The following is a 23,133-nucleotide window of genomic DNA, read 5'->3' as shown; positions in this document are numbered from 1 at the left end:
CGCCATGATTATTGACAATACGGCAGGCGGGCTTGGGGAGCAGCTGTTGACGCCACACATAGAGGCAGCCAGGGGCGACTACGCCGACACGATTTTGTTGCCGGGCGATCCGCAGCGCGCGGAATGGATGGCGCGGACATTCCTGGACGGGCCACGCTGCGTCAATCGTCGACGCGGCACTCTCGGCTTTACCGGCGCGTTTCGCGGCAGGCCTGTCAGCATCCAGGCGACGGGTATCGGCGTTTCATCGTTCCTGATCTACGCGCATGAATTGCTTGATTATTATGGCGCCCGAACACTGATCCGAACTGGGACCTGCGGTGGCCTGAGCGCCGAGACAAGGCTGCGCAGCCTTGTGATCTCGCAATCGGCATGGCCTGAAAATACCGAGAGCGGCCGGGTCTTTGGCCTTTACGAAGCTGACGCCGGCCCGGATCCGGCGCTGCTCGCTTGCGCATTGGCCAAGGCAGCCGAACTCGGCATCGACCACCACGCCGGCCTGACAGCCTGCACCGACATATTCTACCATCCTGACGCGCGTGCCCGCTATGCCGACGCAAGGGCGCTCGGAGCGCTGGCCGTAGACATGGAAACCAGCGCGCTCTATCGCATTTCGGCGCATTTCGGCGCGAGGGCATTGTCGCTGCTGACCGTCGTCGACAATCTGGTTACCGGCGAACAGACCGACTATTCCGAACGCCAGGAGCTTTTCACCGATATGAGCCGTCTGGCATTCGAAATCGCCGCGCAAGGGCGCTAGGCCGCCTCCCGCTTCAGCACCTCCTCCATGGATGGCCTGTGGCCACGCAGATAGAGTGCGCAGGTGGTGCGTAGCATCGACGCGAAGTTCGGAATCTCGCCGTTGATCTCGATCACTTCGTCGTAGAGTTTCGAGATGAATTTCGGCGTCGTCAGGTTCTGGCTTTCGGCGATTTCGTCAAGCAAGGCCCAGAACGTCGCCTCGAGCTGAATGCTGGTCGAATGTCCGTCGATGCGGATCGACCGGTTGATTTGGCGATAGCCTTCCGGATCCTGTGCGGCAAAGACTCTGCACATCGTTACCTCCCATTTTTGTTGGTCTTGGGCGCCGACGGGGCGGTCGGTGCCTTTTGAACACTGCCTGCGATTTCATCTTCGACCGGACGGTCGAGAACGGCAATCAGACTTTCGTCCTTACGAGCCGACATAGCCGTTTTTGCTATCTCATGCGTGGTAATTGGCTGCCACCACCTTTCTTCACCAGCGCGCATAATCACCTTCGAAGCACGAAGCTGCGGAGTTCGATTTGGCGAAGGCAATCCACACCATGATCCGGGTTCTTGACGAAGCCCGGTCCATCGATTTCTACACCAGGGCATTCGGCCTGGAGGTCGCCCAACGGCTGGATTTCGAAACGTTCACGCTGGTCTACCTCAGCAATGCCGATGCACCTTTCGAGGTGGAATTGACCGTCAACAAGGGGCGTGCGGAGCCCTATGCGCTGGGCGATGGCTACGGCCATCTGGCGGTCTCGGTCGCCGATCTCGACAGCGAGCACGACCGGCTCGGTGCGCTCGGCCTCAACCCGAAGAAGATCGTCGAGTTCAACCGCGACGGTTCGCTGATCGCCCGCTTCTTCTTCATCGAGGATCCCGACGGCTACAAGATCGAGGTCCTGCAGCGCGGAGGACGCTTCCAATAGGGGAACAACCGGCCGCGCGAACCGGCGCGGCGCCAGCAACGGCACTCTTTTCGAGTGCGAACAGCAAGCAGGGAGGAAAATATGGTCACGATCTACGAGAGGAAGCCCGGGCTTTCACGGCGCGAGCTTCTCAAACGCGGCGGCGCGGGTGCGTTGCTTGTCATTTCGGGCAGCGCGATCATCAGCCCGCAGCACGCCTGGGGGCTGGAAACCTCGTCTCTGAAGCCCGAGACGATGGCGACGCTGATCCAGGTGGCGCGCGACATCTATCCGCATGACCAGGTGCCGGACAAATATTATGCCATCGCTGTCAAGGGTCATGACGAGACAGCCGCCAAGGATCCCGCCCACAAGGAACTGATCGAGAAGGGCATTGCCGATCTCGACAAGAAGGCCGGCGTGGGCGGCTATCGCGGGCTCGGCTGGGAAGAGCAGCGTGTGGCGCTGCTCACCGAGATAGAGAAGACGCCCTTCTTCCAGGCGGTGCGCGGCGGCCTGGTCGTCAGCCTCTACAACCAGAAAGAGGTGTGGCCGATCTTCGGTTACGAGGGCGAGTCCTACTCCAAGGGCGGCTACATCGCGCGCGGCTTCAGCGACATCGAGTGGCTCTGAGCTGCTTGGTCGAACCGCATCCAATTGATTTCATGGGAGGAAACCATGGCAGCAGCATTTGATCTGAAAAACGACGGCGTGGTCGTCATCATCGGCTCCGGCGCCGGCGGTGGTACGCTCGGCAACGAACTGGCGCAGAAGGGCATCGACGTCGTCATCCTCGAGGCCGGCGCCCGCCACGAATATGAGGACTTCATCAACGACGAGTGGGATTCCTTCGCCCAACTCGCCTGGACGGACAAGCGCACCACATCCGGCGACTGGCGCGTGGCCAAGGATTTTCCCAATCTGCCGGCCTGGATCGTCAAGTCGGTTGGCGGCTCGACCACGCACTGGGCGGGCGCATCGCTGCGCTTCCAGGAGCATGAGTTCAAGACGTTGTCGACCTACGGCAAGCTGGAAGGCGCCAATCTTCTGGATTGGCCGATCACGCTTGCCGAAATGGAGCCCTATTACGCCAAGGCGGAGGCCAAGATGGGCGTCACCGGCACCAACGACTGGCCGAGGCTGCCGGGCAACAACAATTTCAAGGTGCTGAAGGCCGGCGCCGACAAGCTCGGCTACAAGGAATGCCATACCGGCAACATGGCCATCAACTCGGTGGAACGCGACGACCGCAATTCCTGCCAGCAGACCGGCTTCTGCTTCCAGGGGTGCAAATGGGGCGCCAAATGGTCGACGCTCTATACCGAGATCCCGAAGGGCGAGGCGACAGGCCATCTCGAAGTGCGGCCGAACGCCATGGCGATCAAGATCAACCACGACGCCAGCGGAAAGGTCACCGGCGTCGTTTATGCCGACAAGGACGGCAAGCTGCAGGAGCAGAAGGCCCGGATCGTGGCGGTCGCCGGCAATTCGATCGAGAGCCCGCGGCTGCTGCTCAATTCGCAATCGGCAAAATTTCCGCACGGGCTTGCCAATTCGTCGGGGCAGGTGGGCAAGAACTACATGCGCCACACGACGGGATCGGTCTATGCGATCTTCGACAAGCCGGTGCACATGTATCGCGGCACTACCATGGCCGGCATCATTCGCGACGAGGCGCGCCATGATCCATCGCGCGGCTTCGTCGGCGGCTACGAGTTCGAGACGCTGTCGCTTGGCCTGCCGTTCATGGCTGCCTTCCTGGACCCCGGCGGCTGGGGGCGTTCCTTCACCACGGCGCTCGACCATTACGACCACATGGCCGGCCTGTGGATCGTCGGCGAGGACATGCCGCGCGAGGAGAATCGCATCACGTTGCATGCCGACGAGAAGGACGAGCACGGCATGCCGATCGCCGACGTGCATTTCGACGATCATCCCAACGACACGGCGATGCGCAATCACGCCTACAAGCAGGCCTCGGCGCTCTACGACGCGGTCGGCGCCACGCGCACCTTCCCGACCCCGCCCTATCCCTCGACCCACAATCTCGGCACCAACCGGATGAGCGAGAAGGCGGCCGACGGCGTCGTCAACAAACATGGCCAGGCGCACGACATCAAGAACCTGTTCGTGTCGGACGGCAGCCAGTTCACGACCGGTGCGGCTGAAAACCCGACATTGACCATCGTGTCGCTGGCGATCCGCCAGGCCGAATACATCGCCGCGCAGATGTCGGCCAAGACCATTTGACCTCCCGACTGCCTGCTGGCGCGGGACCCGAGAGGGTTCCGCGCCTTTTTTGTGGGTCTACGGCTTCATGCGCCGACCGGCTGGCCATCCTTGCGGCGGATGGCGACGACCGACGGCCGAGGCGGTTGGCCATCCCTGAAGTCGGGCCATAGCGACTGCGCCTTGTCGAGCGTTTCGGCATCCTCGGACGGGTGCTGGACCGAGAGGAACAGCGTCGTGCCATCCGGTGTGAAGCACGGGCCGGTTGCTTCTGCACCATGCGGGCAGGTGAAGAGCAGTTTCGGCAGGCCACGCGCGGCACCTTCCGTGTCGACGCCATAGACGCCGTCCGGCAGGCCAAAGTCATTGGCGCCGTCGGTCGCTACCCAGAGGCGGCCGGCTGGGTCGAAAGTGATGTTGTCGGGGCAGACGAACCAGCCATTGTCCGAGGTGTCGGGATGGAAGGTGGCGCCGACCTTGGCATCGCTGGGGTTGCCGCACAGCACGAACAGGTCCCAGGCGTATTTGTCCGCGGTGTGGTCGGCATCGGCGCCGCGGCCGCCCGGAGGGATCAACTCCACGATATGGCCCCAGAGGTTTTCCGGCCGCGTGTTGGCCGGATTGACCTTGGATTCGTCGCGCTTCTTGTTCTTGGTCATGACGGCGTAGACGCGGCCGGTGACCGGATTGGTCTCGATGTCCTCCGGCCGGTCCATCGGGGTCGCGCCGAGCGCGTCGGCCGCAAGGCGTGTCTTCAGCAGCACCTCGGCCTGGTCGGCAAAGCCGTTTTCGGCGGTGAGCTTGCCCTGGCCATGAACCAGCGGCAGCCAGGTCATCGAACCATCGGCGTCATAGCGGGCGACCGAGAGCACGCCGTCGTCCAGCAGATCCTTGGCCGAAGCCGGGTTCGCCTTATCGTAGGCCCCGGCCGAGACGAAGCGGTACATGTATTCGAAATAGTCGTCGTCGCCCATATAGACGACGATCCGGCCGTCCTTGTTGAGGACGACCGTAGACGCCTCATGCGACATGCGGCCGAGCGCCGTGCGCTTCACCGGCTTGGACTGGGGATCATAGGGGTCGATCTCGACCACCCAGTCGAAGCGGTTCGGCTCATTCGGCTCCTTGTCGATGTTGAAGCGGTCATGGAAGCGGCCACGGCCGTAAATGTCGGAACCGTCAAAGCCATAGCGGTCGAGAGTGTCCGAGGTCGGCGCTTTTTTCGGGTCACCGCCAAACAGGTCGGAAACGCCTTCCTCGCAGGTCAGCACGGTGCCCCACGGGGTGAAGCCGCCGCTGCAATTGTAGCTGGTGCCGAGCACCTTTGTGCCGGTGGCATCAGTGGACGTCTTGAGCAGCGCATGGCCGGCCACCGGACCGGAGACGGTCATTTCGGTGTTGGCGGTGATGCGGCGGTTGAGCGGGCTGTCCTCGACGGTTTGCCACTTGCCGTCCTTGAGCATGACTTCGACGATCGAGTGGCCCATCGCCGCGAGGCCGAGATCGACCTGTTCCTTGCTCATCATTTTGCCGGCGCCATCCTCGGTCATGCCGGGAAACATCACGTTCGGCGAAATGTACTCGTTGTTGACGCAAAGCAGGCCGTGGTCGGAATTCACCGAGCCTTTGGGCAGCGGCATGAAAGCGATGTAGTCGCAATTATAGCCGAAACGCTTCTCCTGCTCGTCGGCCGCGATCGCATCGCCGTCGAAATCCGGCAGGCCGGCGGCGAGTGGATCGCCCCAGCGCGCAACGATGGTTGTTTCATAGCCATCGGCGGCGGCGTGGGTCTTGTCGTAGACGCGCTTGAGTTCGGGAAAACCGAGTGTGGAAAGAGCGGCGGCCGCATGTGTTTCGCCGGCAAACAGCGAGCCGACAAAGCTACCGCCGGCGATCAATGCGCCGGATGCAAGGCTGCCTTTCAGGAGCGCGCGGCGCGAAACGCGCTCGGCGATGACGTCGCGAATGACGGGGGAGGATGAAGACGGGGAATTGGCCATGGTGTCTGCCTCTCGAGGTGGATGTGACGGCGCACCGCTGCCTATCCAGCTTCGGCAACATCCAGATGACATGAGAGGAGGCGGGCAGGGGTTGCGGACCGCATGGAGGCGGCTGCCTTGCCGGGCAAGGGCTTACTGATTGTCTCCCCTGGTGCAGGTCGAGGCGGTGAAGGCGCCATCGGGCTGCTTCATGATAATGTCGAAGGAGGGCGGGCTTTGGCCGTCCAGCGTTGCCTGGGTCATGGAGAGCGAGTTGCCGCCGGCGGTGTAGCCACCGAGCGGGCCCAGCCACGAGATCACGCCATTTGCGTCCATCTGATAATTGTAGCCCTGGCGGGCCGTGCCGAAGGTGACCGGGCCGGTATAGACATTTCCCTTGATGGTGATGTCGCCGAGGTTGAGGAACATGCCGAGCAGGTAGACTTCGCAATGATAGGTGCCATCGGGCATCTTGCCGTCGCTGAAGTCGGCCCGTGCGGACCCGGTTGCGGCCGCCAGAAACAATATGCCGGTGCCTATGCGTGAAATGCCTGATGTCATGACGTCGCTCGGTTGAGGAGTGAGCTTGCCCCATTTTTGCGCGGTGCCGCAACATGCGTCGACTGCGAAGGGTGTATCGAGATCAAAATCTAGGCATTTGGAAAAATTGGTTGAAAATTAGGCATTTGCCTTGTGCGCTGCGCAAATTTCTCTCAATCAATTGTTAACCAGCTCTCTTTGTCAGATTCAATCTGATATTATAAATACCTGATAATGTTTGATTATTCCCCTGTATACGGCATGCTCGAAGCGGTTGGCATGGGGGTTGCATTGCATTGTTGCGGCGCAATCAACCAGCTTGGGAGTCTTCCTATGAGGGGTAATTTCTCGACAATAACAAAAATGGTCTCGGCGAGCGTGGTCGCCGCCGGTCTGATGATGGCCGCTCCGGCCAGGGCCGCCGACGACACGATCAAGGTCGGCATTCTGCATTCGCTGTCGGGCACGATGGCGATTTCGGAGACGACGCTGAAGGACGCCATGCTGATGCTCATCGACGAGCAGAACGCCAAGGGCGGCCTGCTCGGCAAGAAGCTCGAAGCCGTCGTCGTCGATCCGGCTTCCAACTGGCCGCTGTTCGCCGAAAAGGCGCGCGAACTGATCTCGAAAGACAAGGTCGCGGCTGTGTTTGGCTGCTGGACCTCGGTGTCGCGCAAATCGGTACTGCCGGTGTTCTCGGAACTCGACAACATCCTGTTCTATCCCGTCCAGTACGAGGGCGAGGAGAGCGAGCGCAACGTGTTCTACACGGGTGCGGCTCCGAATCAGCAGGCCATTCCGGCCGTTGATTATCTGATGAGCGAGGATGGCGGCTCGGTGAAACGCTGGGTGCTCGAAGGCACCGACTACGTCTATCCGCGCACCACCAACAAGATTCTCGAGGCCTATCTGAAGTCGAAGGGGGTCGCGGCCGAGGACATTATGGTCAACTACACGCCGTTCGGCTTCTCCGACTGGCAGACGGAAGTCTCGGCGATCAAGAAATTCGGCTCGGCCGGCAAGAAGACCGCCGTCGTCTCGACCGTCAATGGCGATGCCAATGTGCCCTTCTACAAGGAACTCGGCAACCAGGGCATCAAGGCCGAGGACATTCCGGTCATGGCCTTCTCGGTCGGCGAGGAAGAACTGGCCGGTCTCGACACCGCGCCGTTGGTCGGCCATCTCGCCGCCTGGAACTATTTCGAGAGCGTCGATACGCCCGAAAACAAGAAGTTCATCGCCGACTGGCACAAGTTCATCAAGAACGACAAGCGCACCACCAACGATCCGATGGAAGCCCACTATATCGGCTTCAACATGTGGGTGAAGGCGGTCGAGAAGGCCGGCACCACCGACCCGGACAAGGTCATCGACGCCATGATCGGCGTTTCGGTGCCGAACCTGACCGGCGGCTATTCGACGATGATGCCAAACCATCACATCACCAAGCCGGTGCTGATCGGTGAAATCCAGGCCGACGGCCAGTTCGAGACGGTGTCGCGCACGCCCGGCCTGGTGATGGGCGACGAGTGGTCCGACTATCTGCCGGACTCCAAGGATTTGATCTCCGATTGGCGCGCGCCTCTGTCCTGCGGCAACTTCAACGTTGCCACCGGCAAGTGCGGCGGCAAGGGAACGAACTGATCCTCCCAGGTCTGCCGGTCTGGACCGTCAGGTCCATGACCAAGACCGCGCGCGTCCGGACGGTTTCCTCCACTGTCCGGACGCCCACTTCACTCCTCAGGGGTCACTGAAAGCAGATGAACGTGTTGCATGCGATTGGGCTGACGCTGCTGTTCCTGCTGACGACGTTGTCGCCATCGGGCGCCGCGGAGTCCGATCTGCGCGCCATCATCGCCAAATTCGCGACGGCCAAGGGTTTTTCGGAGACAGGAGCTGTCGTCCACGAACTGACGGCCGTCGGCGACCCAGCCGTCGAACGCCCGCTTTCAGCACTTGCCGACGGCAACCTCTATGTCCGCAAGGCCGATTCCCTGGTGTTCATCGGCAAGGAAACCGGCGAAAGCGTCCAGCTTTTCGACCCGCTGAGCGGCGACGCCTCTGGTGAGGCGGCCAAGGACGACATTACCAAGATCAAGGTCAACAACACGCTGCGCCGCGTCATCCGCGATGCGCTGGGCACGTTGACGCTTGGCGCCAAGGATCCGGCCGTGCGCATCGCCGCCGCCGATACCATGTTCAAGACGCCCGATGCCGCGAATATTGGACCGCTCGAAACCGCGATTGCCGGTGAAACGGTGGCCAGCGTCAAGGCTCTGCTCGAACAGGCTCGTGCGGCCTCGGTGCTTGTTTCCGACAGGCCGGAGGCCGACAAACTCGCCGCGGTCGCACTGATCGGGGCGCGCGGCGATCGCGATGCGGTTTCGCTGCTCACCTCGGTCGAAGCCAGCGCGTCAGGCGCGGTCAAGGACGCGGCGACGGCCGCGATCGCCGATATCAGCTCGACGCTGGCCTTGTGGGATGCCGGCCAGAACATCTGGTACGGAATTTCGCTGGGCTCGGTGCTGCTGTTGGCGGCGATCGGGCTTGCCATCACCTTCGGCGTCATGGGCGTCATCAACATGGCGCATGGCGAGATGGTGATGCTCGGCGCCTATACGACCTTCGTCGTCCAGCAGGTGATCAGGACATCCTTTCCCGGCCTGTTCGACTGGTCGCTGGTCATAGCCTTGCCGCTTGCCTTCCTGGTCGCGGCATTCGTCGGCCTCGCCATCGAGCGCGGCGTCATCCGCTTCCTCTATGGGCGGCCGCTGGAAACGCTGCTGGCGACCTGGGGCGTCTCGCTGATCCTGCAGCAGGCCGTGCGCTCGATCTTCGGACCGACCAACCAGGAGGTCGGCAATCCCTCCTGGATGTCCGGCTCCTTCGACGTCGGGCAACTGGCCATCACCTGGAACCGGCTCTGGATCCTGGTCTTCGCACTCACGGTGTTCGGCGTGCTGCTCTACGTGATGAAGCGCACGTCCTGGGGTCTGCAGATGCGCGCCGTCACCGCCAACCGGCGCATGGCGGCCTCGATGGGCATCAGGACGCCATGGGTCGACGCGCTGACCTTCGCGCTGGGATCGGGCATTGCCGGCATTGCCGGCGTCGCGCTCAGCCAGATCGACAATGTCTCGCCCAATCTCGGCCGCGGCTACATCATCGACAGCTTCATGGTCGTCGTCTTCGGCGGTGTCGGCAACCTTTGGGGTACGCTGGTCGGCGCCTTTTCGCTCGGCATCGTCAACAAGGTTCTCGAACCCTATGCCGGCGCCGTGCTCGGCAAGATCGTCGTGCTGGTGCTGATCATCCTGTTCATCCAGAAGCGCCCGCGCGGCCTGTTCGCGCTCAAGGGCAGGGCGGTGGAAGCATGATCACAGGACATTTCTTTGCCGCCGGTGCCGACCGCCGCATCGCCATCACCATCTTCATCCTGTTGGCGGTGGCCATCATCGTGCCGGTGCTCAACCTGACTGTTTCGCCGACCAGCGCCTTCTATATCCCGTCCTACATCGTGGCGCTGACCGGCAAATATCTCTGCTACGCGCTGCTGGCGCTCTCGCTCGACCTGGTCTGGGGCTATTGCGGCATTCTTTCGCTCGGCCACGGCGCCTTCTTCGCGCTCGGCGGTTACGCGATGGGCATGTATCTGATGCGCCAGATCGGCTCGCGCGGCGTCTACGGCAATCCGATCCTGCCCGATTTCATGGTGTTTCTGAACTACAAGGAATTGCCGTGGTTCTGGACCGGGTTCGACCATTTCTGGTTCGCGGCAATCATGGTGCTGGCGGTGCCGGGCCTGCTTGCCTTCGTCTTCGGCTGGTTCGCCTTCCGCAGCCGCGTCACCGGTGTCTATCTGTCGATCATCACCCAGGCGATGACCTATGCGCTGCTGCTTGCCTTCTTCCGCAACGACATGGGTTTCGGCGGCAACAATGGCCTCACCGATTTCAAGGATATTCTGGGCTTCAACGTGCAGGCCGACGCGACCCGTTCCGCGCTGTTCGCCGCCAGCGCGGTGATGCTGGCGCTCGCGGTTTTCGTCACCTGGGCAATCGTCGGCTCCAAATACGGCAAGCTCTTGATGGCCGTGCGCGACGCCGAGAGCCGCACACGCTTCCTCGGCTGGCGGGCGGAGAATGTAAAACTGTTCGCCTTCACGGTTTCGGCGATCATGGCCGGCATTGCCGGCGCGCTCTACGTGCCGCAGGTCGGCATCATCAATCCCGGCGAGTTCGAACCGTCCAATTCGATCGAGGTCGTGATCTGGGCTGCTGTCGGCGGGCGCGGCACCATCGTCGGGCCGATCGTCGGGGCGCTGCTCGTCAATGCCGGCAAATCCTGGTTTACAGGCGCGCTGCCTGAATTCTGGCTGTTTGCGCTCGGCGGCCTTTTCGTCGCCGTCACCTTGCTCCTGCCGAAGGGCATCATCGGCATGTGGGACGGCTGGCGCGGCAATGCGAGGGCGTTGCGCGCGGCGTCCCTGGCTGAAGAAGCCGGCACCGAGGTTAGGGTCGCGTCCGCGACCTCGAAGCCCGCTCGCTCGCCGGCGAGAAATCCGGGCGAATGGTCATGGTCCGACCCCGAACCGCAGGCGGCGGAGTAAGCGGTCATGAGCAAATCCAACACCATCCTCTATCTCGATGGCGTCTCGGTGTCCTTCGACGGCTTTCGCGCCATCAACAATCTGTCGCTGGTGCTCGACAAGGGCGAGATGCGCGCCATCATCGGCCCCAACGGCGCCGGCAAGACGACGATGATGGACATCGTCACCGGCAAGACCCGGCCCGACGAGGGCGAAGTGTTCTTCGACGGCCAGGTTGACCTTACCAGGCATGACGAAGCCGAGATCGCCATGATGGGCATCGGCCGCAAATTCCAGAAGCCGACCGTCTTCGAAAGCCACACGATCGAAGAAAACTTGATGCTGGCGCTGAAGGGACCGCGTTCGATCTTCCCGGCGCTGGTTCATCGCCGCTCGGCCGCCGAGGCGCGGCAGATCGATGACATCCTTGGCATCATCCGCTTGGGCGACAAGCGCAGTCAACTCGCCGCCAATCTCAGCCACGGCCAGAAGCAATGGCTCGAGATCGGCATGCTCTTGGCGCAGGATCCGAAGCTGCTCCTGGTCGACGAGCCGGTCGCCGGCATGACCGACGCCGAGACCGAGGAAACCGCCCGGCTGCTCAAGGATATCGCGCGCGACCATTCGGTCATCGTCGTCGAGCACGACATGCATTTCGTGCGCGAACTCGGCGTCAAGGTCACCTGCCTGCATGAGGGTTCGGTTCTGTCCGAAGGCACGCTCGATTTCGTTTCGGCCGACGAGCGCGTCGTCGAAGTCTATCTGGGGAGATGAGCATGCACTGGCGGGTTCAATTCCATCGCTTCGATCTGTCTTTCCTGAAGGTCTGGAGAAGGCGCTGAGATGCTCGAAGTTTCCGATGCCACGCTGCATTACGGCGCCGCCCAAGCGCTGCGCGGCGTGTCGCTGAAGGCGGGCGCCGGCAAGATCACCTGCGTGCTCGGCCGCAACGGCGTCGGCAAGACAAGTTTGATGAGATCGATCGTCGGCCACCATCGGCTGACGAGCGGAAGCGTTGCCTTCGAGGGGAAGGCGCTCGACCGGAGCGCGGCGTATGACCGCGCCCGGTCGGGCATCGCATTCGTGCCGCAGGGCAGGGAGATCTTTCCGCTGCTCAGCGTGCAGGAAAATCTCGAGTCCGGCTTCGCCCCCTTGAAACGCGCCGACCGCAACGTGCCGGCGCACGTCTTCGAACTGTTTCCGGTGCTGAAGCAGATGCTTGGCCGCCGTGGCGGCGATCTTTCTGGCGGTCAGCAACAGCAGCTCGCCATCGGCAGGGCGCTGGTGATGCGGCCGAAGCTGCTGGTGCTCGACGAGCCGACGGAAGGCATCCAGCCCTCCGTCATCAAGGATATCGGCCGCGCCATCCGCTATCTGCGCGATCAGGCCGGTATCGCGGTGCTGTTGGTCGAACAGTATCTCGATTTCTGCCGCGAGCTTGCCGACGAGGTCAACATCATGGACCGCGGCCAGATCGTGCATACCGGTCCGGCGGAAGATTTAGATCGGGCTGATGTTCGCAAATTCCTCACGGTCTAGAATCGGCACCGGATTTCGGTTGAAGATCCGAAGTCCTTGGCAAGTCCAATATTTCTCCGATCTGGTCATCCGTGTCCCTGGCACACGCAATATGTGATGCTAGTCTTGTCTTGGCTTTGTGAGTCGGCCGCTTCCGTATCAGTCTGGTTATCGCGGATCGAGGCGCGGCGAAGGCTCTGCAAGTTCCACGCAAGCAAGGCTTCCTAGCTTCCCGGTCTGATTGTCGTTCAAACGCGTTTGAGCACACAGGCTAAGGGACAGCCATGGAACGTTTCGTCGAGGACTACCAGAAGCGGCGGCTTACCGAGCGTGTCGACATCATCGCCGCCATCAACATCCTGAGGTCACAGGGCTGCGACTATGACGATCTGATCGAGGAGATCACCAAGGTCTTCTACGTCGACCTCGATGCCTTCAATGAGATCGTGATGGCGGCCTAAGGGCTGCTTCGCCTAACTCGACAACACCGACCGGCGCTGATACGCGCTGTCAGCTCGCGCGCCGGGAGAGGCGGTGACGCGGTTGCGGCCACCGCGCTTGGCATCGTAGAGCGCCTTGTCGGCGGCGCTAAGCACCTTGTCGAAGCTGAGCCCTTCCTTGCTGCCAAACGCAAAACCGGCACTGACCGTGCAACTCAGCGAGCCGGCTTCGGTTTCTATCAGCCGCGTTGCGAAAGCGGCGCGGATGCGCTCCGCCGATTCCTCGACCGTTTCCGGCAGGGTGCGCTTCAACACCAGCGCGAATTCCTCGCCGCCCATGCGCGCGGCGACGTCGGTCTGGCGAAGATTGCCGGCGAGTTCACTGGCGAACACCTTCAGCACCGCGTCACCCGCGGCGTGTCCGAATTCGTCGTTGATGGTTTTGAAGTTGTCGAGGTCGAAGACCACCACCGCGGTAAAGGCGCCGATCGGGACATGGCCATGCATGTCGAACAGAGCGCGCCGGTTGAGCAGGCCGGTCAGGGGATCCGTCAGGGCGTTCCGATGGTGGTGCCGCGCCAGGCGCCCCTGGTTGAGGGCAAGCGAGAGCGCGCCAATACCGGTCATGCTGGCGATCACCACGATGAGGCTGAGCTCCTCCGCCCAGTTGCTTGGTGCGTGCCCCAGGATCAGTTTGCCATCCCAGGCGAGAACCATGGCGCAGAGCGCGAAGGATGTGGCCGTGGCCGAATAGAGCGCGGTGATGCCGGTCGTCAAAGCGGGCGCTTCATCGCGGCCCCTCCAGTATTCGAACGCCGTGGCGAACAGGAGCAAGGCGGCGAACATGTTCTCGAACATGAAGCCGATGCCATCATAGCCCAAAGCCATGGGAGGCAGCGCTACCACCAGGGAAACGCAACCCCACAGCGCCCGCGGCAGTGGAGAGCCCCCGGTTCGGAACTGATAGGCAGCCCCCAGCATGGCCGAAAAGCCGATCAGCAGGAACGCCGAGGTGGCGACGCCGAGCAGGCGTCCGGGCATGTCGATATAGGCGTCGTAGATAAAAATATCGCCGACCACGAATACCAGGCTGATCGCCCAAGTCAGGAGGAATTTTTCCGAGCGGGCGGTCAGCCACATGCCGAACAATGTCAGACCGAGGCACGCGGCGGAGAATCCGACAGCCAGCAGAAGTGAAGTGTAGTCGAGCGACATGCCCCTCTTTTCCTGCCGGCGGCGGCTCAAGCCCTGCGGTTTGGCGTCCCCGTATTTATGCGGCAAGGAAGTGTCGATAAGGTTACGATCATGGCGAAGATGCCTTGGAATGGGCACTCCGCTACGCGCAAAACGCATAGGCGAGGGACTTATAGTGTGTAGCTTGAAGCCGGCTGATGCTTTTTCAGTCGGCCACGCGCTTCATCAGCGCCATCGCCCCGAAAGGCGCGCGCACCTTGCCCTCGGTGATGAAGTAGACGAACACGTCGCGCGGCTTGACCGGCGCATCCGTCGCCGGGTCGGCGCGCCGCAGATCGGCCGGCTGCTTGCCTTCCGCCCAGGTTCTTGCGCGCGCCGCCCATTCGTCGAGGCCCTTCGGCGTGTAGCAATCGGGATTGTCGTCGCTGCCCGTCTGCAGCCGCGCATAGACGAAATCGCCGGTGATGTCGGCGATATCTGGATATTTGGCATGGTCGGCATAGACGATCGCCGCCTTGTATTTGCGCGCGAGCGCTGCGAATTCCGGCACGACAAAACTGTCGTTGCGCACTTCGAGCGCGTGGCGCAGCGCGACGCCGTCCTGCTTTTCCGGCAGCAGTTTCAAAAACGCCTCGAAATCGTCAGGGTCGAATTTCTTGGTCGGTGCGAACTGCCACAGGATCGGCCCGAGCTTGTCGCCGAGCGCGGCGACGCCGGAACCGAGGAAACGCATCATCGATTCACCGGCCTCGCCCAGCACGCGCCGGTTGGTGACGAAGCGGTTGCCCTTCAGCGAATAGACGAAACCGTCCGGCGCCTCGTTTGCCCATTTGACGAAGGTCGGCTCCTTGAAGCTCGAATAATAGGTGCCGTTGACCTCGATGCTCGGCACTTGCCGGCTGGCGTAGTTCAGTTGCTTGGCCTTCGACAACTTGTCCGGATAGAAGGACGTGTCCCAGGGCTCGAAGGTCCAGCCGCCCATGCCGGCGCGGATTGTTCCCGATTTGCTCATCGTCGTCCTCCCAGATTTCTAAAAGCGATCAGGCCGCGTTGGGCCTGTCGACAGGTTTGGCCATGTCGACGAGTATCCACCCTGGCCGATAGGGATTGGGTCGGCGACCCGTTTCGTGAAAACCATAGGCGAGATAGAGCGCGATGTTCCGTTCCATCTTGGCGTTGGTGTAGAGCCGTACCTCCGGCACGCCCCACAGGCGCGCCTGTTCATCCGCATGATAGAGCAGTGCGATGCCGAGTTTTTTGCCCTGAAAAGCAGCGGAGACGGCGACGCTGAAGATCATGGCGTGGTCGGGATGGCGTTCCAGTGTGATCAGCCCTGCAAGTACGCCGCCGCTCTCCAGCAGCCAGACCTCACCCTGGGCAATGCGCGGCGCGTAGTCCTCCGTAACCGGTATCGGCGGTGCGTCGAGTATGGCACTATAGGGCGCATAGGCCGCTTGCGTCAGCGCGACGATCGCGGCGAGATCCTCGAGGTGGGCCGGCCTCACGCCAAAGCGGCTCTGGACCGTGATGAGACCATCCTTGCCCATCACTCCGCCGCTTCGCGCTTGCCTCCGGGGCGCCGCTCCAGAAGTTCCTTGAGGAACTGGCCAGTGTAGCTGCGCTTTTCCCGCACGATGGCTTCCGGCGTGCCGGAGGCCACAAGTTCGCCACCGCCGTCACCGCCCTCGGGGCCGAGGTCAAGCACCCAGTCGGCGGTTTTGATCACCTCGAGATTGTGCTCGATGACGACCACCGTGTTGCCCTGGTCTACCAGTTCGTGCAGCACTTCCAACAGTTTGGCGACGTCGTGGAAATGCAGGCCAGTGGTCGGCTCGTCGAGGATGTAGAGCGTCTTGCCGGTCGCCTTGCGCGACAGTTCCTTGGCCAGCTTGATTCGCTGCGCCTCGCCGCCCGACAGCGTCGTCGCCTGCTGGCCGATATGGATGTAGCCGAGGCCGACCTGCTTCAGCGTCTCGAGCTTGTCGCGCACGCCGGGCACGGCGGCGAAGAAATCGACGCCTTCCTCGACCGTCATGTCCAAAACGTCGGCGATCGACTTGCCTTTGAAGAGGACGTCGAGCGTCTCGCGGTTGTAGCGCTTGCCGTGGCAGACGTCGCAGGTGACGTAGACGTCGGGCAAAAAGTGCATCTCGATCTTGATGACGCCGTCGCCCTGGCAGGCCTCGCAGCGGCCGCCCTTGACGTTGAAGGAGAAGCGCCCGGGCTGATAGCCGCGCGCCTTGGCTTCAGGCAGGCCCGCGAACCAGTCGCGGATTGGCGTGAAGGCGCCGGTATAGGTCGCGGGGTTCGAACGTGGCGTGCGCCCGATCGGCGACTGGTCGATGTCGATGACCTTGTCGAGGAATTCGAGCCCTTCGATGCGGTCGTGCTCGGCCGGATGCTCGCGCGAACCCATGATTCGGCGCGACGCCGCCTTGAACAGCGTCTCGATCAGGAAGGTCGACTTGCCGCCGCCCGACACGCCGGTGACGGCGGTGAAGGTGCCGAGCGGGATTTCGGCGGTGACGTTCTTGAGATTATTGCCGCGCGCGCCGACGATCTTCAGCCGCCGGTTCTTCTTGGCCTCACGTCGAATGGCTGGCGTCGCCACCTCCAACGCGCCCGACAGATATTTGCCGGTGATTGAATTGGGATTGGCCATCACCTGCTGCGGCGTGCCCTGGGCGATGATTTCGCCGCCATGAATGCCGGCGGCCGGACCCATGTCGACGACATAGTCGGCATGCAGGATGGCGTCCTCGTCATGCTCGACGACGATCACCGTGTTGCCGATGTCGCGCAGGTGCTTCAGCGTATCCAGCAGCCGCGTGTTGTCGCGCTGGTGCAGGCCGATCGACGGCTCGTCCAGCACGTAGAGCACGCCGGTCAGGCCCGAGCCGATCTGCGAGGCCAGCCGGATGCGCTGGCTCTCGCCGCCCGACAGCGTGCCGGAATTGCGCGACAGCGTGAGATAATCGAGCCCGACATCGTTGAGGAAACGCAGCCGCTCGCGGATTTCCTTCAAGACGCGGACAGCGATCTCGTTCTGCTTGTCGTTGAGCTGCGCCGGCAGGTCGGTGAACCACTTGTCGGCGTTGCGGATCGACTGTTCGGTGACTTCGCCGATGTGCTTGCCGGCGATCTTCACCGCCAGCGCTTCTGGCTTCAGCCGGTAGCCCTTGCAGACCGGGCAGGGCGTTGCCGACATGAAGCGCTCGATTTCCTCGCGCATCCAGGCGGATTCGGTCTCCTTCCAGCGCCGTTCGAGATTGGGGATGACGCCCTCGAAGGTCTTCGTCGTCTTGTAGGAGCGCAGGCCATCATCATACTGGAAGGTGATTTCACGTTCGCCGGTGCCGCGCAGGATCGCTTCCTGGGCCGACGTGGAAAGATCCTTGAACTTGTCGCCGAGCTTGAAGTTGTAGGCTTTGCCCAATGCTTCGAGCGTCTGCGAGTAATAGGGCGAGGTCGATTTCGCCCATGGGCTGACGGCACCGTCGCGCAGCGACACGTTCTCGTCGGGCACCACGAGATTGGGGTCGATGGCGCGCTGGCTGCCGAGACCGTCGCAGGTCGGGCAGGCGCCGAACGGGTTGTTAAAGGAGAACAGCCTGGGCTCGATCTCGGGGATGGTGAAGCCGGACACCGGGCAAGCAAATTTTTCCGAGAACAGGATGCGCTCATGCGTCTCGTTCTTGGATTTGTTGACCGAATCCTCGCCGGTCTGGCTGGCATCGAGCGGCTTGTCGGCGAACTCGGCCACCGCCAGCCCCTCTGCGAGCTTCAGCGCCGTCTCGATGGAATCGGCAAGCCTCGCGGCAAGATCGCCGCGCACGACGATGCGGTCGACGACGACATCGATGTCGTGCTTGTATTTTTTGTCCAGCGCCGGAACGTCGCCGATTTCATAGAAAACGCCGTCGACCTTGACGCGCTGGAACCCCTTTTTCTGCAGCTCCAGCAGTTCCTTGCGGTACTCGCCCTTGCGGCCGCGCACGATCGGCGCCAGCAGGAACAGGCGTGTGCCTTCCTCGACCGCCAGCACGCGGTCGACCATCTGGCTGACCGTCTGGCTCTCGATCGGCAGGCCGGTGGCCGGCGAATAGGGCACGCCGACGCGCGCGAACAGCAGCCGCATATAGTCGTAGATCTCGGTGACGGTGCCGACCGTCGAGCGCGGGTTCTTCGACGTCGTCTTCTGTTCGATGGAGATGGCCGGCGACAGACCGTCGATCTGGTCGACGTCGGGCTTCTGCATCATTTCGAGGAATTGCCGGGCATAGGCCGAGAGGCTCTCGACATAGCGGCGCTGGCCTTCGGCATAGATGGTGTCGAAGGCGAGCGACGATTTGCCGGACCCCGACAGCCCGGTCATGACGATCAGGCTGTCACGCGGCAAATCGAGATCGACATTCTTCAGATTGTGTTCGCGCGCCCCGCGAATGGAAAGGTATTTATGGTCGGCCATGTCAGGTCGCCGCCTCAGATCTGGAATTTGTGGGATCGGCAGGTTCCCGGCCATCCCCTATGTAGGTATTTTTGCCGCCACGTCGAGAGACGCCACAATTCTCGACAGAAGTCGTTTAACCGCCTTTCGCGCGAAGGGGCAAGCGGAAAGAACAAAGGCCGAACACGCTCCTGACAAAGCTGTGCGGAAACTGACCCTGACGTAACCTCCCGGCAATCACATTTTTCCGTAACCGGCTATTGATGGTTGACGCGGCCGGCTCACGGGAGCAGTCTCCTCAGGTCAGCGAAGCCGGCCGTCTATCGATGGCCTCGCCGCCCCAAGGCGGCCTGCGAGACGCCGCAGGCATTTGCGATTTGCGCTTCGCGACGGCAATGTCGCAACGGACAAAAGGAGCGGAGCATGACGCCACCGGACAGTCCCCCAGGGCTCCACGTCTCGTTGGAGCCGCGGCAGGCATAAGTGCCAGGGTATAGCGTTTGCGCCACCCGACAAACCGTGACCTGCCATATCCCCCAAAATCAGAGACGTTAGTCGGATCGTCGGCTGAATGCCGCGAAGCATCCGAATTCCAACGCCGGCAGTACACTCCCGGCAAAAATGGATTTGAGATCCAGAAAAGCCCCGTCAGTTTGCCCCAGGCACGGCGGGGCTGTTCTTTTGTACGGGCTCGATTGGGCAGGCTTGTGCTTTTGCCTATCTGGGCGGCTTGATCCCGCCAACGCCGACATCGACGGTGATGCTGCCGGAAATCCTGACATCGGTATTGCCGATCTTGAACTGGCCGTTGCCGCTGCTGGGGAACGCGTCGTCGGGTTCGGGCACCGGGGCCGGCTTGGCGATGCGATAGTCGCCGGTCACGCCGGGCAGGGCACCCTTTTGCACCGACGACGAGGCGTCGTCGGCAAGCGCCGGGCTGGAGGCAAGGCCGACGATGGCAAGCGCCATGGCGGCGGTGACACGGCGCGATGTCCTGGATCGATGAGTGTCGGTCATCTCCCTGTTATAGGGACCTGCCGCCACCGGAACCAGACCGGTATCGTCAAATCTTCGACAGCGGCAGGAATTCGACTTGGCCTTCACGCCGCTTGGGCTTCACGCCGCCTTTTTGCGGGTATCGAAGACATGGTCGACAATGCCCCATGCCTGAGCCTCGCGCGCTGTCATGAAATGGTCGCGGTCAAGCGTGCGTTCGACCTCCTCATAAGTGCGGCCACAATGCTGGGCGTAGAGTTCGGTCATGTGGCGTTTGGTCTGGCTGATCCGCTCGGCATGGCGCTGGATGTCGGAAGCTTGGCCCTGGAAGCCGCCCAGCGGCTGATGCAGCAGGATGGTGGCGTTGGGCAGCGCGATGCGGCGCCCCGGCGTGCCCGCCATAAGCAGGAACGATCCCATCGAGGCCGCGAATCCCATGCACAGGGTCGACACCGGGCAGCTAATATACTGCATAGTGTCGTAGATGGCGAAGCCGCTGGTCACCACGCCGCCCGGAGAGTTGATGTAGAGCGAGATTTCCTTGTCGGGATTGTCCGATTCCAGCGACAAGAGTTGCGCGCAGACCAGCGCCGAGACGTCGTCGTTGATCTCGCCATTGATGAAGACGATGCGCTCGCGCAGCAGCCGCGAGAAAATGTCGAAGGCGCGTTCGCCGCGGCTCGATTGCTCGATCACCATCGGCACCAGACTGGCAACACCGCTCATTTTTCTTCTCCGATTTCCCGTGTTCAGGCCGCGCGCAGCAGAAGATGCGGCGTGTTGTTGGCGACGATGGGCTTTCCGGCTCCGCGCAGCGAAAGCCGGCAGCCGGCGCTCGCCATGGCAACCGCCGGCATCGCCTTGCGGGCAAAGCCGTCATGGACGATGCGCAGATGCGTGCCACCGGAAACGGTGCGGGCAAGTGTGAAGGTGACGATGCTGTCGAGCGGATCCCGCCGCGCGGCGTCCCTCGACTGCTCCCGCCAGGAATAGCGCAGCAGGCGCTCGGGCTCGGCGTCGAGGATTTCGCATTCGATCGCCGCGTCGGGCCCGGCGAAGGCAAAGCGGCTGCCGGCCTGTGGCCTGATGTCGTTCGGCATCATCCAGGCGGCGAGCAGTTCCGGCACGGTCAACGCCCGCCACACCTTTTCAGGCGGCTCGGCAAGGTCATATTCGAATTCGAGCGCATCTGCCGCGACTTCGCTTTGGTCGTTCATTGATCCATGTCCTTCAAGACCGTCTTCAGCTTTTCGATGCGTTCCGGCCAGAACGTCCGGTAGCGTTCAATCCAGGAGAGCAGGGGGGCAAGCCCCCGCGGATCGGCGCGGTAATAGGCGTTGCGGCCGGCCCGCCGCTCGACCACGAGGCCGGCGCCACGCAGCACCGCCAGATGCTGCGACACGGCCGGCTGCGACACCGTCAGGCCGTTGCGCAGTTCCGACACGCTCATCTCGCTGGTCGCGAGGCGCTCGAAGACGGCGCGGCGCGTCGGGTCGGCCAGGGCGCGGAAAATTTCTGCTTCGATCATGACAAAAGCATAAGTCGATACTTATCGATTTGGCAAGCGCTGTTTTGAAACCCATATCAAGGCCTTGGCCATTGCTGCCATTCCTTGACAATCAGCAGCGGTCCATATAGGAACGAAAAGGGAACAAAAACCTTGTGGGAAAAGCCAGCCTTGGCAGGCGGCTGACGTCGGTAACCTGTAAGGTGCTGCGACAAAAATTTGTTTCGGATGAGCGCGGAGAAATATGATGGCGGGTAGCGTCAACAAGGTCATTCTGGTCGGCAATCTCGGCGCCGACCCTGAAATCCGCCGCCTGAATTCGGGCGAGCCGGTCGTCAATATCCGCATCGCCACGTCGGAAAGCTGGCGCGACAAGAATTCCGGCGAGCGCAAGGAAAAGACCGAGTGGCACAACGTGGTGATCTTCAATGAGGGCATCGCCAAGGTGGCGGAGCAGTATCTGAAGAAGGGCATGAAGGTCTATGTCGAGGGCCAGTTGCAGACCCGCAAATGGCAGGACCAGACCGGCGCCGACAAATACACGACGGAAGTCGTGCTGCAGAAATTCCGTGGCGAGCTGCAGATGCTCGACGCGCGCGGCCAGGGTGAGGGCGGCCAGGTCGGAAGCTATTCCGGCGGCGGCAGCAGCCGTGGGTCGGATTTCGGCCAGTCGAGCCCGAACGAAGGGTTCAACCGTGGTGGTGGCGGTGGCGGTGCTCCCCGAGGCGGCGGTGGCAGCGGTTCGTCGCGCGAACTGGACGATGAAATTCCGTTCTGATCGGAAGCCGTACCAAACGGCTAACGCTTGTGCTTGATGTGCCCCGAGGGTCCGGCATGGACTTTCGGGGTTTTGCTTTGTTGATTTGGGATCGAAGGACTGGAAGGCATGGCGATGAAGGCACGGGTAAAATGGGTCGAGGAGCGCACCTTCGTCGGCGAGTCGGGTAGCGGCCACAAGCTCGTGCTGGGCACGGCGTCCAGCCCGGAAGGCAAGACGCCGGGACCGAGCCCGATGGAGTTGGTGCTGATCGGCACCGGCGGCTGCTCGGCCTATGACGTCGTCCATATCCTGGAAAAAGGCCGCGAGGCGGTCGAGGACTGCGTGGTCGAACTCGACGCTGACCGGGCCGAAACCGACCCGAAAGTGTTCACCCGGATCCACATGCATTTCATCGTCAAGGGCCGCGCGCTGTCGCACGACAAGGTCAAGCGCGCGATCGACCTTTCGATCGACAAATATTGCTCTGCCTCGGCCATGATGGCCAAGACGGCCGTGCTTACGCATGATTTCGAGATCGTCGATACGACGGCGAAGTAGGGCAATAGGCAATAGGGATACGGCTCAACCAGCCATCAGCGCCTTGATGCCATCGGCCACGAACTGCACCGCCAGCGCCGCCAGGATGACGCCGAGCAGGCGGGTCAGGATCGAGCGGCCGGTCTGCCCGAGGATGCGGTCGATGCGTTCCGACAGCACGAACACCAGATAGGTGATGACGAGGCAGACGAAGATGATGCCGACCAGCGCCGCCTGGGCGGCAAAGCCTTCAAAATGTCCCGACAGCAGCACGGTCGCCGAAATCGCACCGGGGCCGGCGATCAGCGGGATCGCCAGCGGGAAGGCGGCGATATTGTGGATCATGTCCTTGGTGATGGCGACGTCGCCGATCTTCTCCTTGCGGTCCTGGCGGCGCTCGAACACCATCTCGAAGGCGATGAAGAACAGCAGGAAGCCGCCGGCGACGCGGAAGGCCGGCAGGGTGATGCCAAACACCGACAGGATCGAAGCGCCGGCCACCGCGAACAGCGCCATCACCAGGAAGCCGATGACCGAGGCGCGCACCGACACCTGCTGGCGCTCCTCCCGGTTCATGCCGCGTGTCACGGCCAGGAACAACGGCGCCAGCCCGGGCGGATCAATGGTCACGAGAATGGTGACGAAGGCGTTGAACAGGCTGTCGAAACTCGGCATCGCTGACCCCTCCCGCCGGGCTTTGCCCGTATTAGAGCGGCTCAGCGTTTCGTGGAAACGCGG

24 protein-coding genes are annotated in these 23,133 nt (G+C 62.3%); 12 read left to right on the top strand and 12 right to left on the bottom strand.

The window, feature by feature from the left end:
- Window positions 1–46 precede the first annotated feature (46 nt).
- Window positions 47–760 carry a DeoD-type purine-nucleoside phosphorylase gene (locus LB569_RS08360; RefSeq protein WP_224691777.1) on the top strand — a complete coding sequence of 238 codons (714 nt, stop codon included), beginning with the start codon at window positions 47–49 and terminating at the stop codon, window positions 758–760.
- On the opposite strand, the gene LB569_RS08355 is transcribed toward LB569_RS08360, so the two are convergent.
- The gene (locus tag LB569_RS08355) at window positions 757–1,056 is read right to left on the bottom strand and encodes a ribbon-helix-helix domain-containing protein (protein ID WP_224691775.1); all 300 of its coding nucleotides are present in this window, start codon (window positions 1,054–1,056) and stop codon (window positions 757–759) included. The two genes, LB569_RS08360 and LB569_RS08355, sit on opposite strands and share 4 nt — an antisense overlap.
- 229 nt (window positions 1,057–1,285) lie before the next feature.
- Here LB569_RS08355 and LB569_RS08350 point away from each other — a divergent pair, with 229 nt between their 5' ends.
- The 3 genes from LB569_RS08350 to LB569_RS08340 all read left to right on the top strand — a co-directional run bounded on the left by LB569_RS08350 (window position 1,286) and on the right by LB569_RS08340 (window position 3,910).
- Window positions 1,286–1,681, top strand: a complete 396-nt coding sequence (locus LB569_RS08350) for a VOC family protein (RefSeq protein WP_224691774.1) — start codon at window positions 1,286–1,288, stop codon at window positions 1,679–1,681.
- A gap of 81 nt (window positions 1,682–1,762) precedes the next feature.
- Window positions 1,763–2,293, top strand: coding sequence for a gluconate 2-dehydrogenase subunit 3 family protein (locus tag LB569_RS08345; protein ID WP_140701456.1), 531 nt, complete (start codon window positions 1,763–1,765; stop codon window positions 2,291–2,293).
- A gap of 45 nt (window positions 2,294–2,338) precedes the next feature.
- Entirely contained in the window at window positions 2,339–3,910 is a 1,572-nt protein-coding gene (locus tag LB569_RS08340; RefSeq protein WP_224534868.1) for a GMC family oxidoreductase, read from the top strand.
- A gap of 65 nt (window positions 3,911–3,975) precedes the next feature.
- Here LB569_RS08340 and LB569_RS08335 read toward each other — a convergent pair whose 3' ends face one another.
- Complete coding sequence (locus tag LB569_RS08335) at window positions 3,976–5,889, bottom strand: PhoX family protein (protein WP_224691772.1); 1,914 nt, start codon at window positions 5,887–5,889, stop codon at window positions 3,976–3,978.
- 132 nt (window positions 5,890–6,021) lie between these two features.
- Window positions 6,022–6,429: a hypothetical protein gene (locus LB569_RS08330; protein WP_224691771.1), complete on the bottom strand. Its 408-nt coding sequence runs from the start codon at window positions 6,427–6,429 to the stop codon at window positions 6,022–6,024.
- 312 nt (window positions 6,430–6,741) lie between these two features.
- Here LB569_RS08330 and urtA point away from each other — a divergent pair, with 312 nt between their 5' ends.
- The 6 genes from urtA to LB569_RS08300 all read left to right on the top strand — a co-directional run bounded on the left by urtA (window position 6,742) and on the right by LB569_RS08300 (window position 12,975).
- Window positions 6,742–8,052 carry an urea ABC transporter substrate-binding protein gene (urtA, locus tag LB569_RS08325; RefSeq protein ID WP_140701452.1) on the top strand — a complete coding sequence of 437 codons (1,311 nt, stop codon included), beginning with the start codon at window positions 6,742–6,744 and terminating at the stop codon, window positions 8,050–8,052.
- Between the two features lie 116 nt (window positions 8,053–8,168).
- Entirely contained in the window at window positions 8,169–9,785 is a 1,617-nt protein-coding gene (gene urtB, locus LB569_RS08320) for an urea ABC transporter permease subunit UrtB (protein ID WP_224691769.1), read from the top strand.
- On the top strand, window positions 9,782–11,017 hold the full coding sequence (gene urtC, locus LB569_RS08315) for an urea ABC transporter permease subunit UrtC (RefSeq protein WP_224691767.1): 1,236 nt from the start codon (window positions 9,782–9,784) through the stop codon (window positions 11,015–11,017). Before urtB ends, urtC begins: the two co-directional genes overlap by 4 nt.
- A gap of 6 nt (window positions 11,018–11,023) precedes the next feature.
- Window positions 11,024–11,770 (top strand): urea ABC transporter ATP-binding protein UrtD, encoded by a 747-nt coding sequence (gene urtD / locus LB569_RS08310; RefSeq protein ID WP_224691765.1) that lies wholly within the window; start codon window positions 11,024–11,026, stop codon window positions 11,768–11,770.
- A gap of 69 nt (window positions 11,771–11,839) precedes the next feature.
- A complete protein-coding gene (gene urtE / locus LB569_RS08305) occupies window positions 11,840–12,535 on the top strand; it encodes an urea ABC transporter ATP-binding subunit UrtE (RefSeq protein ID WP_140701448.1) in 696 nt (231 codons plus the stop codon).
- A gap of 263 nt (window positions 12,536–12,798) precedes the next feature.
- Complete coding sequence (locus LB569_RS08300; RefSeq protein ID WP_140701447.1) at window positions 12,799–12,975, top strand: hypothetical protein; 177 nt, start codon at window positions 12,799–12,801, stop codon at window positions 12,973–12,975.
- A 12-nt stretch (window positions 12,976–12,987) separates the two neighbouring features.
- Here the strand turns inward: LB569_RS08300 and LB569_RS08295 are convergent, their stop codons facing one another.
- The 8 genes from LB569_RS08295 to LB569_RS08260 form a co-directional block, all read right to left on the bottom strand.
- The gene (locus tag LB569_RS08295; protein ID WP_224691764.1) at window positions 12,988–14,169 is read right to left on the bottom strand and encodes a GGDEF domain-containing protein; all 1,182 of its coding nucleotides are present in this window, start codon (window positions 14,167–14,169) and stop codon (window positions 12,988–12,990) included.
- Window positions 14,170–14,353: 184 nt separating this feature from the next.
- Window positions 14,354–15,160: a DUF72 domain-containing protein gene (locus LB569_RS08290; protein ID WP_224691763.1), complete on the bottom strand. Its 807-nt coding sequence runs from the start codon at window positions 15,158–15,160 to the stop codon at window positions 14,354–14,356.
- A 28-nt stretch (window positions 15,161–15,188) separates the two neighbouring features.
- On the bottom strand, window positions 15,189–15,695 hold the full coding sequence (locus LB569_RS08285) for a GNAT family N-acetyltransferase (protein ID WP_224691762.1): 507 nt from the start codon (window positions 15,693–15,695) through the stop codon (window positions 15,189–15,191).
- Window positions 15,695–18,616, bottom strand: a complete 2,922-nt coding sequence (gene uvrA / locus LB569_RS08280; protein ID WP_224691761.1) for an excinuclease ABC subunit UvrA — start codon at window positions 18,614–18,616, stop codon at window positions 15,695–15,697. Before uvrA ends, LB569_RS08285 begins: the two co-directional genes overlap by 1 nt.
- Window positions 18,617–19,312: 696 nt before the next feature.
- Window positions 19,313–19,612: a hypothetical protein gene (locus LB569_RS08275; protein WP_224534849.1), complete on the bottom strand. Its 300-nt coding sequence runs from the start codon at window positions 19,610–19,612 to the stop codon at window positions 19,313–19,315.
- 99 nt (window positions 19,613–19,711) lie between these two features.
- Complete coding sequence (locus LB569_RS08270) at window positions 19,712–20,317, bottom strand: ATP-dependent Clp protease proteolytic subunit (protein ID WP_224691760.1); 606 nt, start codon at window positions 20,315–20,317, stop codon at window positions 19,712–19,714.
- Window positions 20,318–20,340: 23 nt separating this feature from the next.
- A complete protein-coding gene (locus LB569_RS08265; protein WP_224691759.1) occupies window positions 20,341–20,808 on the bottom strand; it encodes an SRPBCC family protein in 468 nt (155 codons plus the stop codon).
- Window positions 20,805–21,119, bottom strand: coding sequence for an ArsR/SmtB family transcription factor (locus LB569_RS08260; RefSeq protein ID WP_140701439.1), 315 nt, complete (start codon window positions 21,117–21,119; stop codon window positions 20,805–20,807). The genes LB569_RS08265 and LB569_RS08260 overlap by 4 nt, the downstream gene beginning before the upstream one ends.
- Before the next feature lie 226 nt (window positions 21,120–21,345).
- On the opposite strand from LB569_RS08260, the gene LB569_RS08255 reads away from it, so the two are divergent.
- Window positions 21,346–21,876, top strand: a complete 531-nt coding sequence (locus tag LB569_RS08255) for a single-stranded DNA-binding protein (protein ID WP_224691902.1) — start codon at window positions 21,346–21,348, stop codon at window positions 21,874–21,876.
- 114 nt (window positions 21,877–21,990) lie between these two features.
- Window positions 21,991–22,416 (top strand): OsmC family protein, encoded by a 426-nt coding sequence (locus LB569_RS08250; RefSeq protein ID WP_224691901.1) that lies wholly within the window; start codon window positions 21,991–21,993, stop codon window positions 22,414–22,416.
- A gap of 24 nt (window positions 22,417–22,440) precedes the next feature.
- On the opposite strand, the gene LB569_RS08245 is transcribed toward LB569_RS08250, so the two are convergent.
- On the bottom strand, window positions 22,441–23,070 hold the full coding sequence (locus LB569_RS08245) for a MarC family protein (protein ID WP_224534843.1): 630 nt from the start codon (window positions 23,068–23,070) through the stop codon (window positions 22,441–22,443).
- Window positions 23,071–23,133 lie beyond the last annotated feature (63 nt).

Source organism: Mesorhizobium sp. BH1-1-4 (assembly GCF_020165665.1).
GTDB lineage: Bacteria > Pseudomonadota > Alphaproteobacteria > Rhizobiales > Rhizobiaceae > Mesorhizobium.
This window is presented reverse-complemented; position numbering and strand designations above follow the sequence as displayed.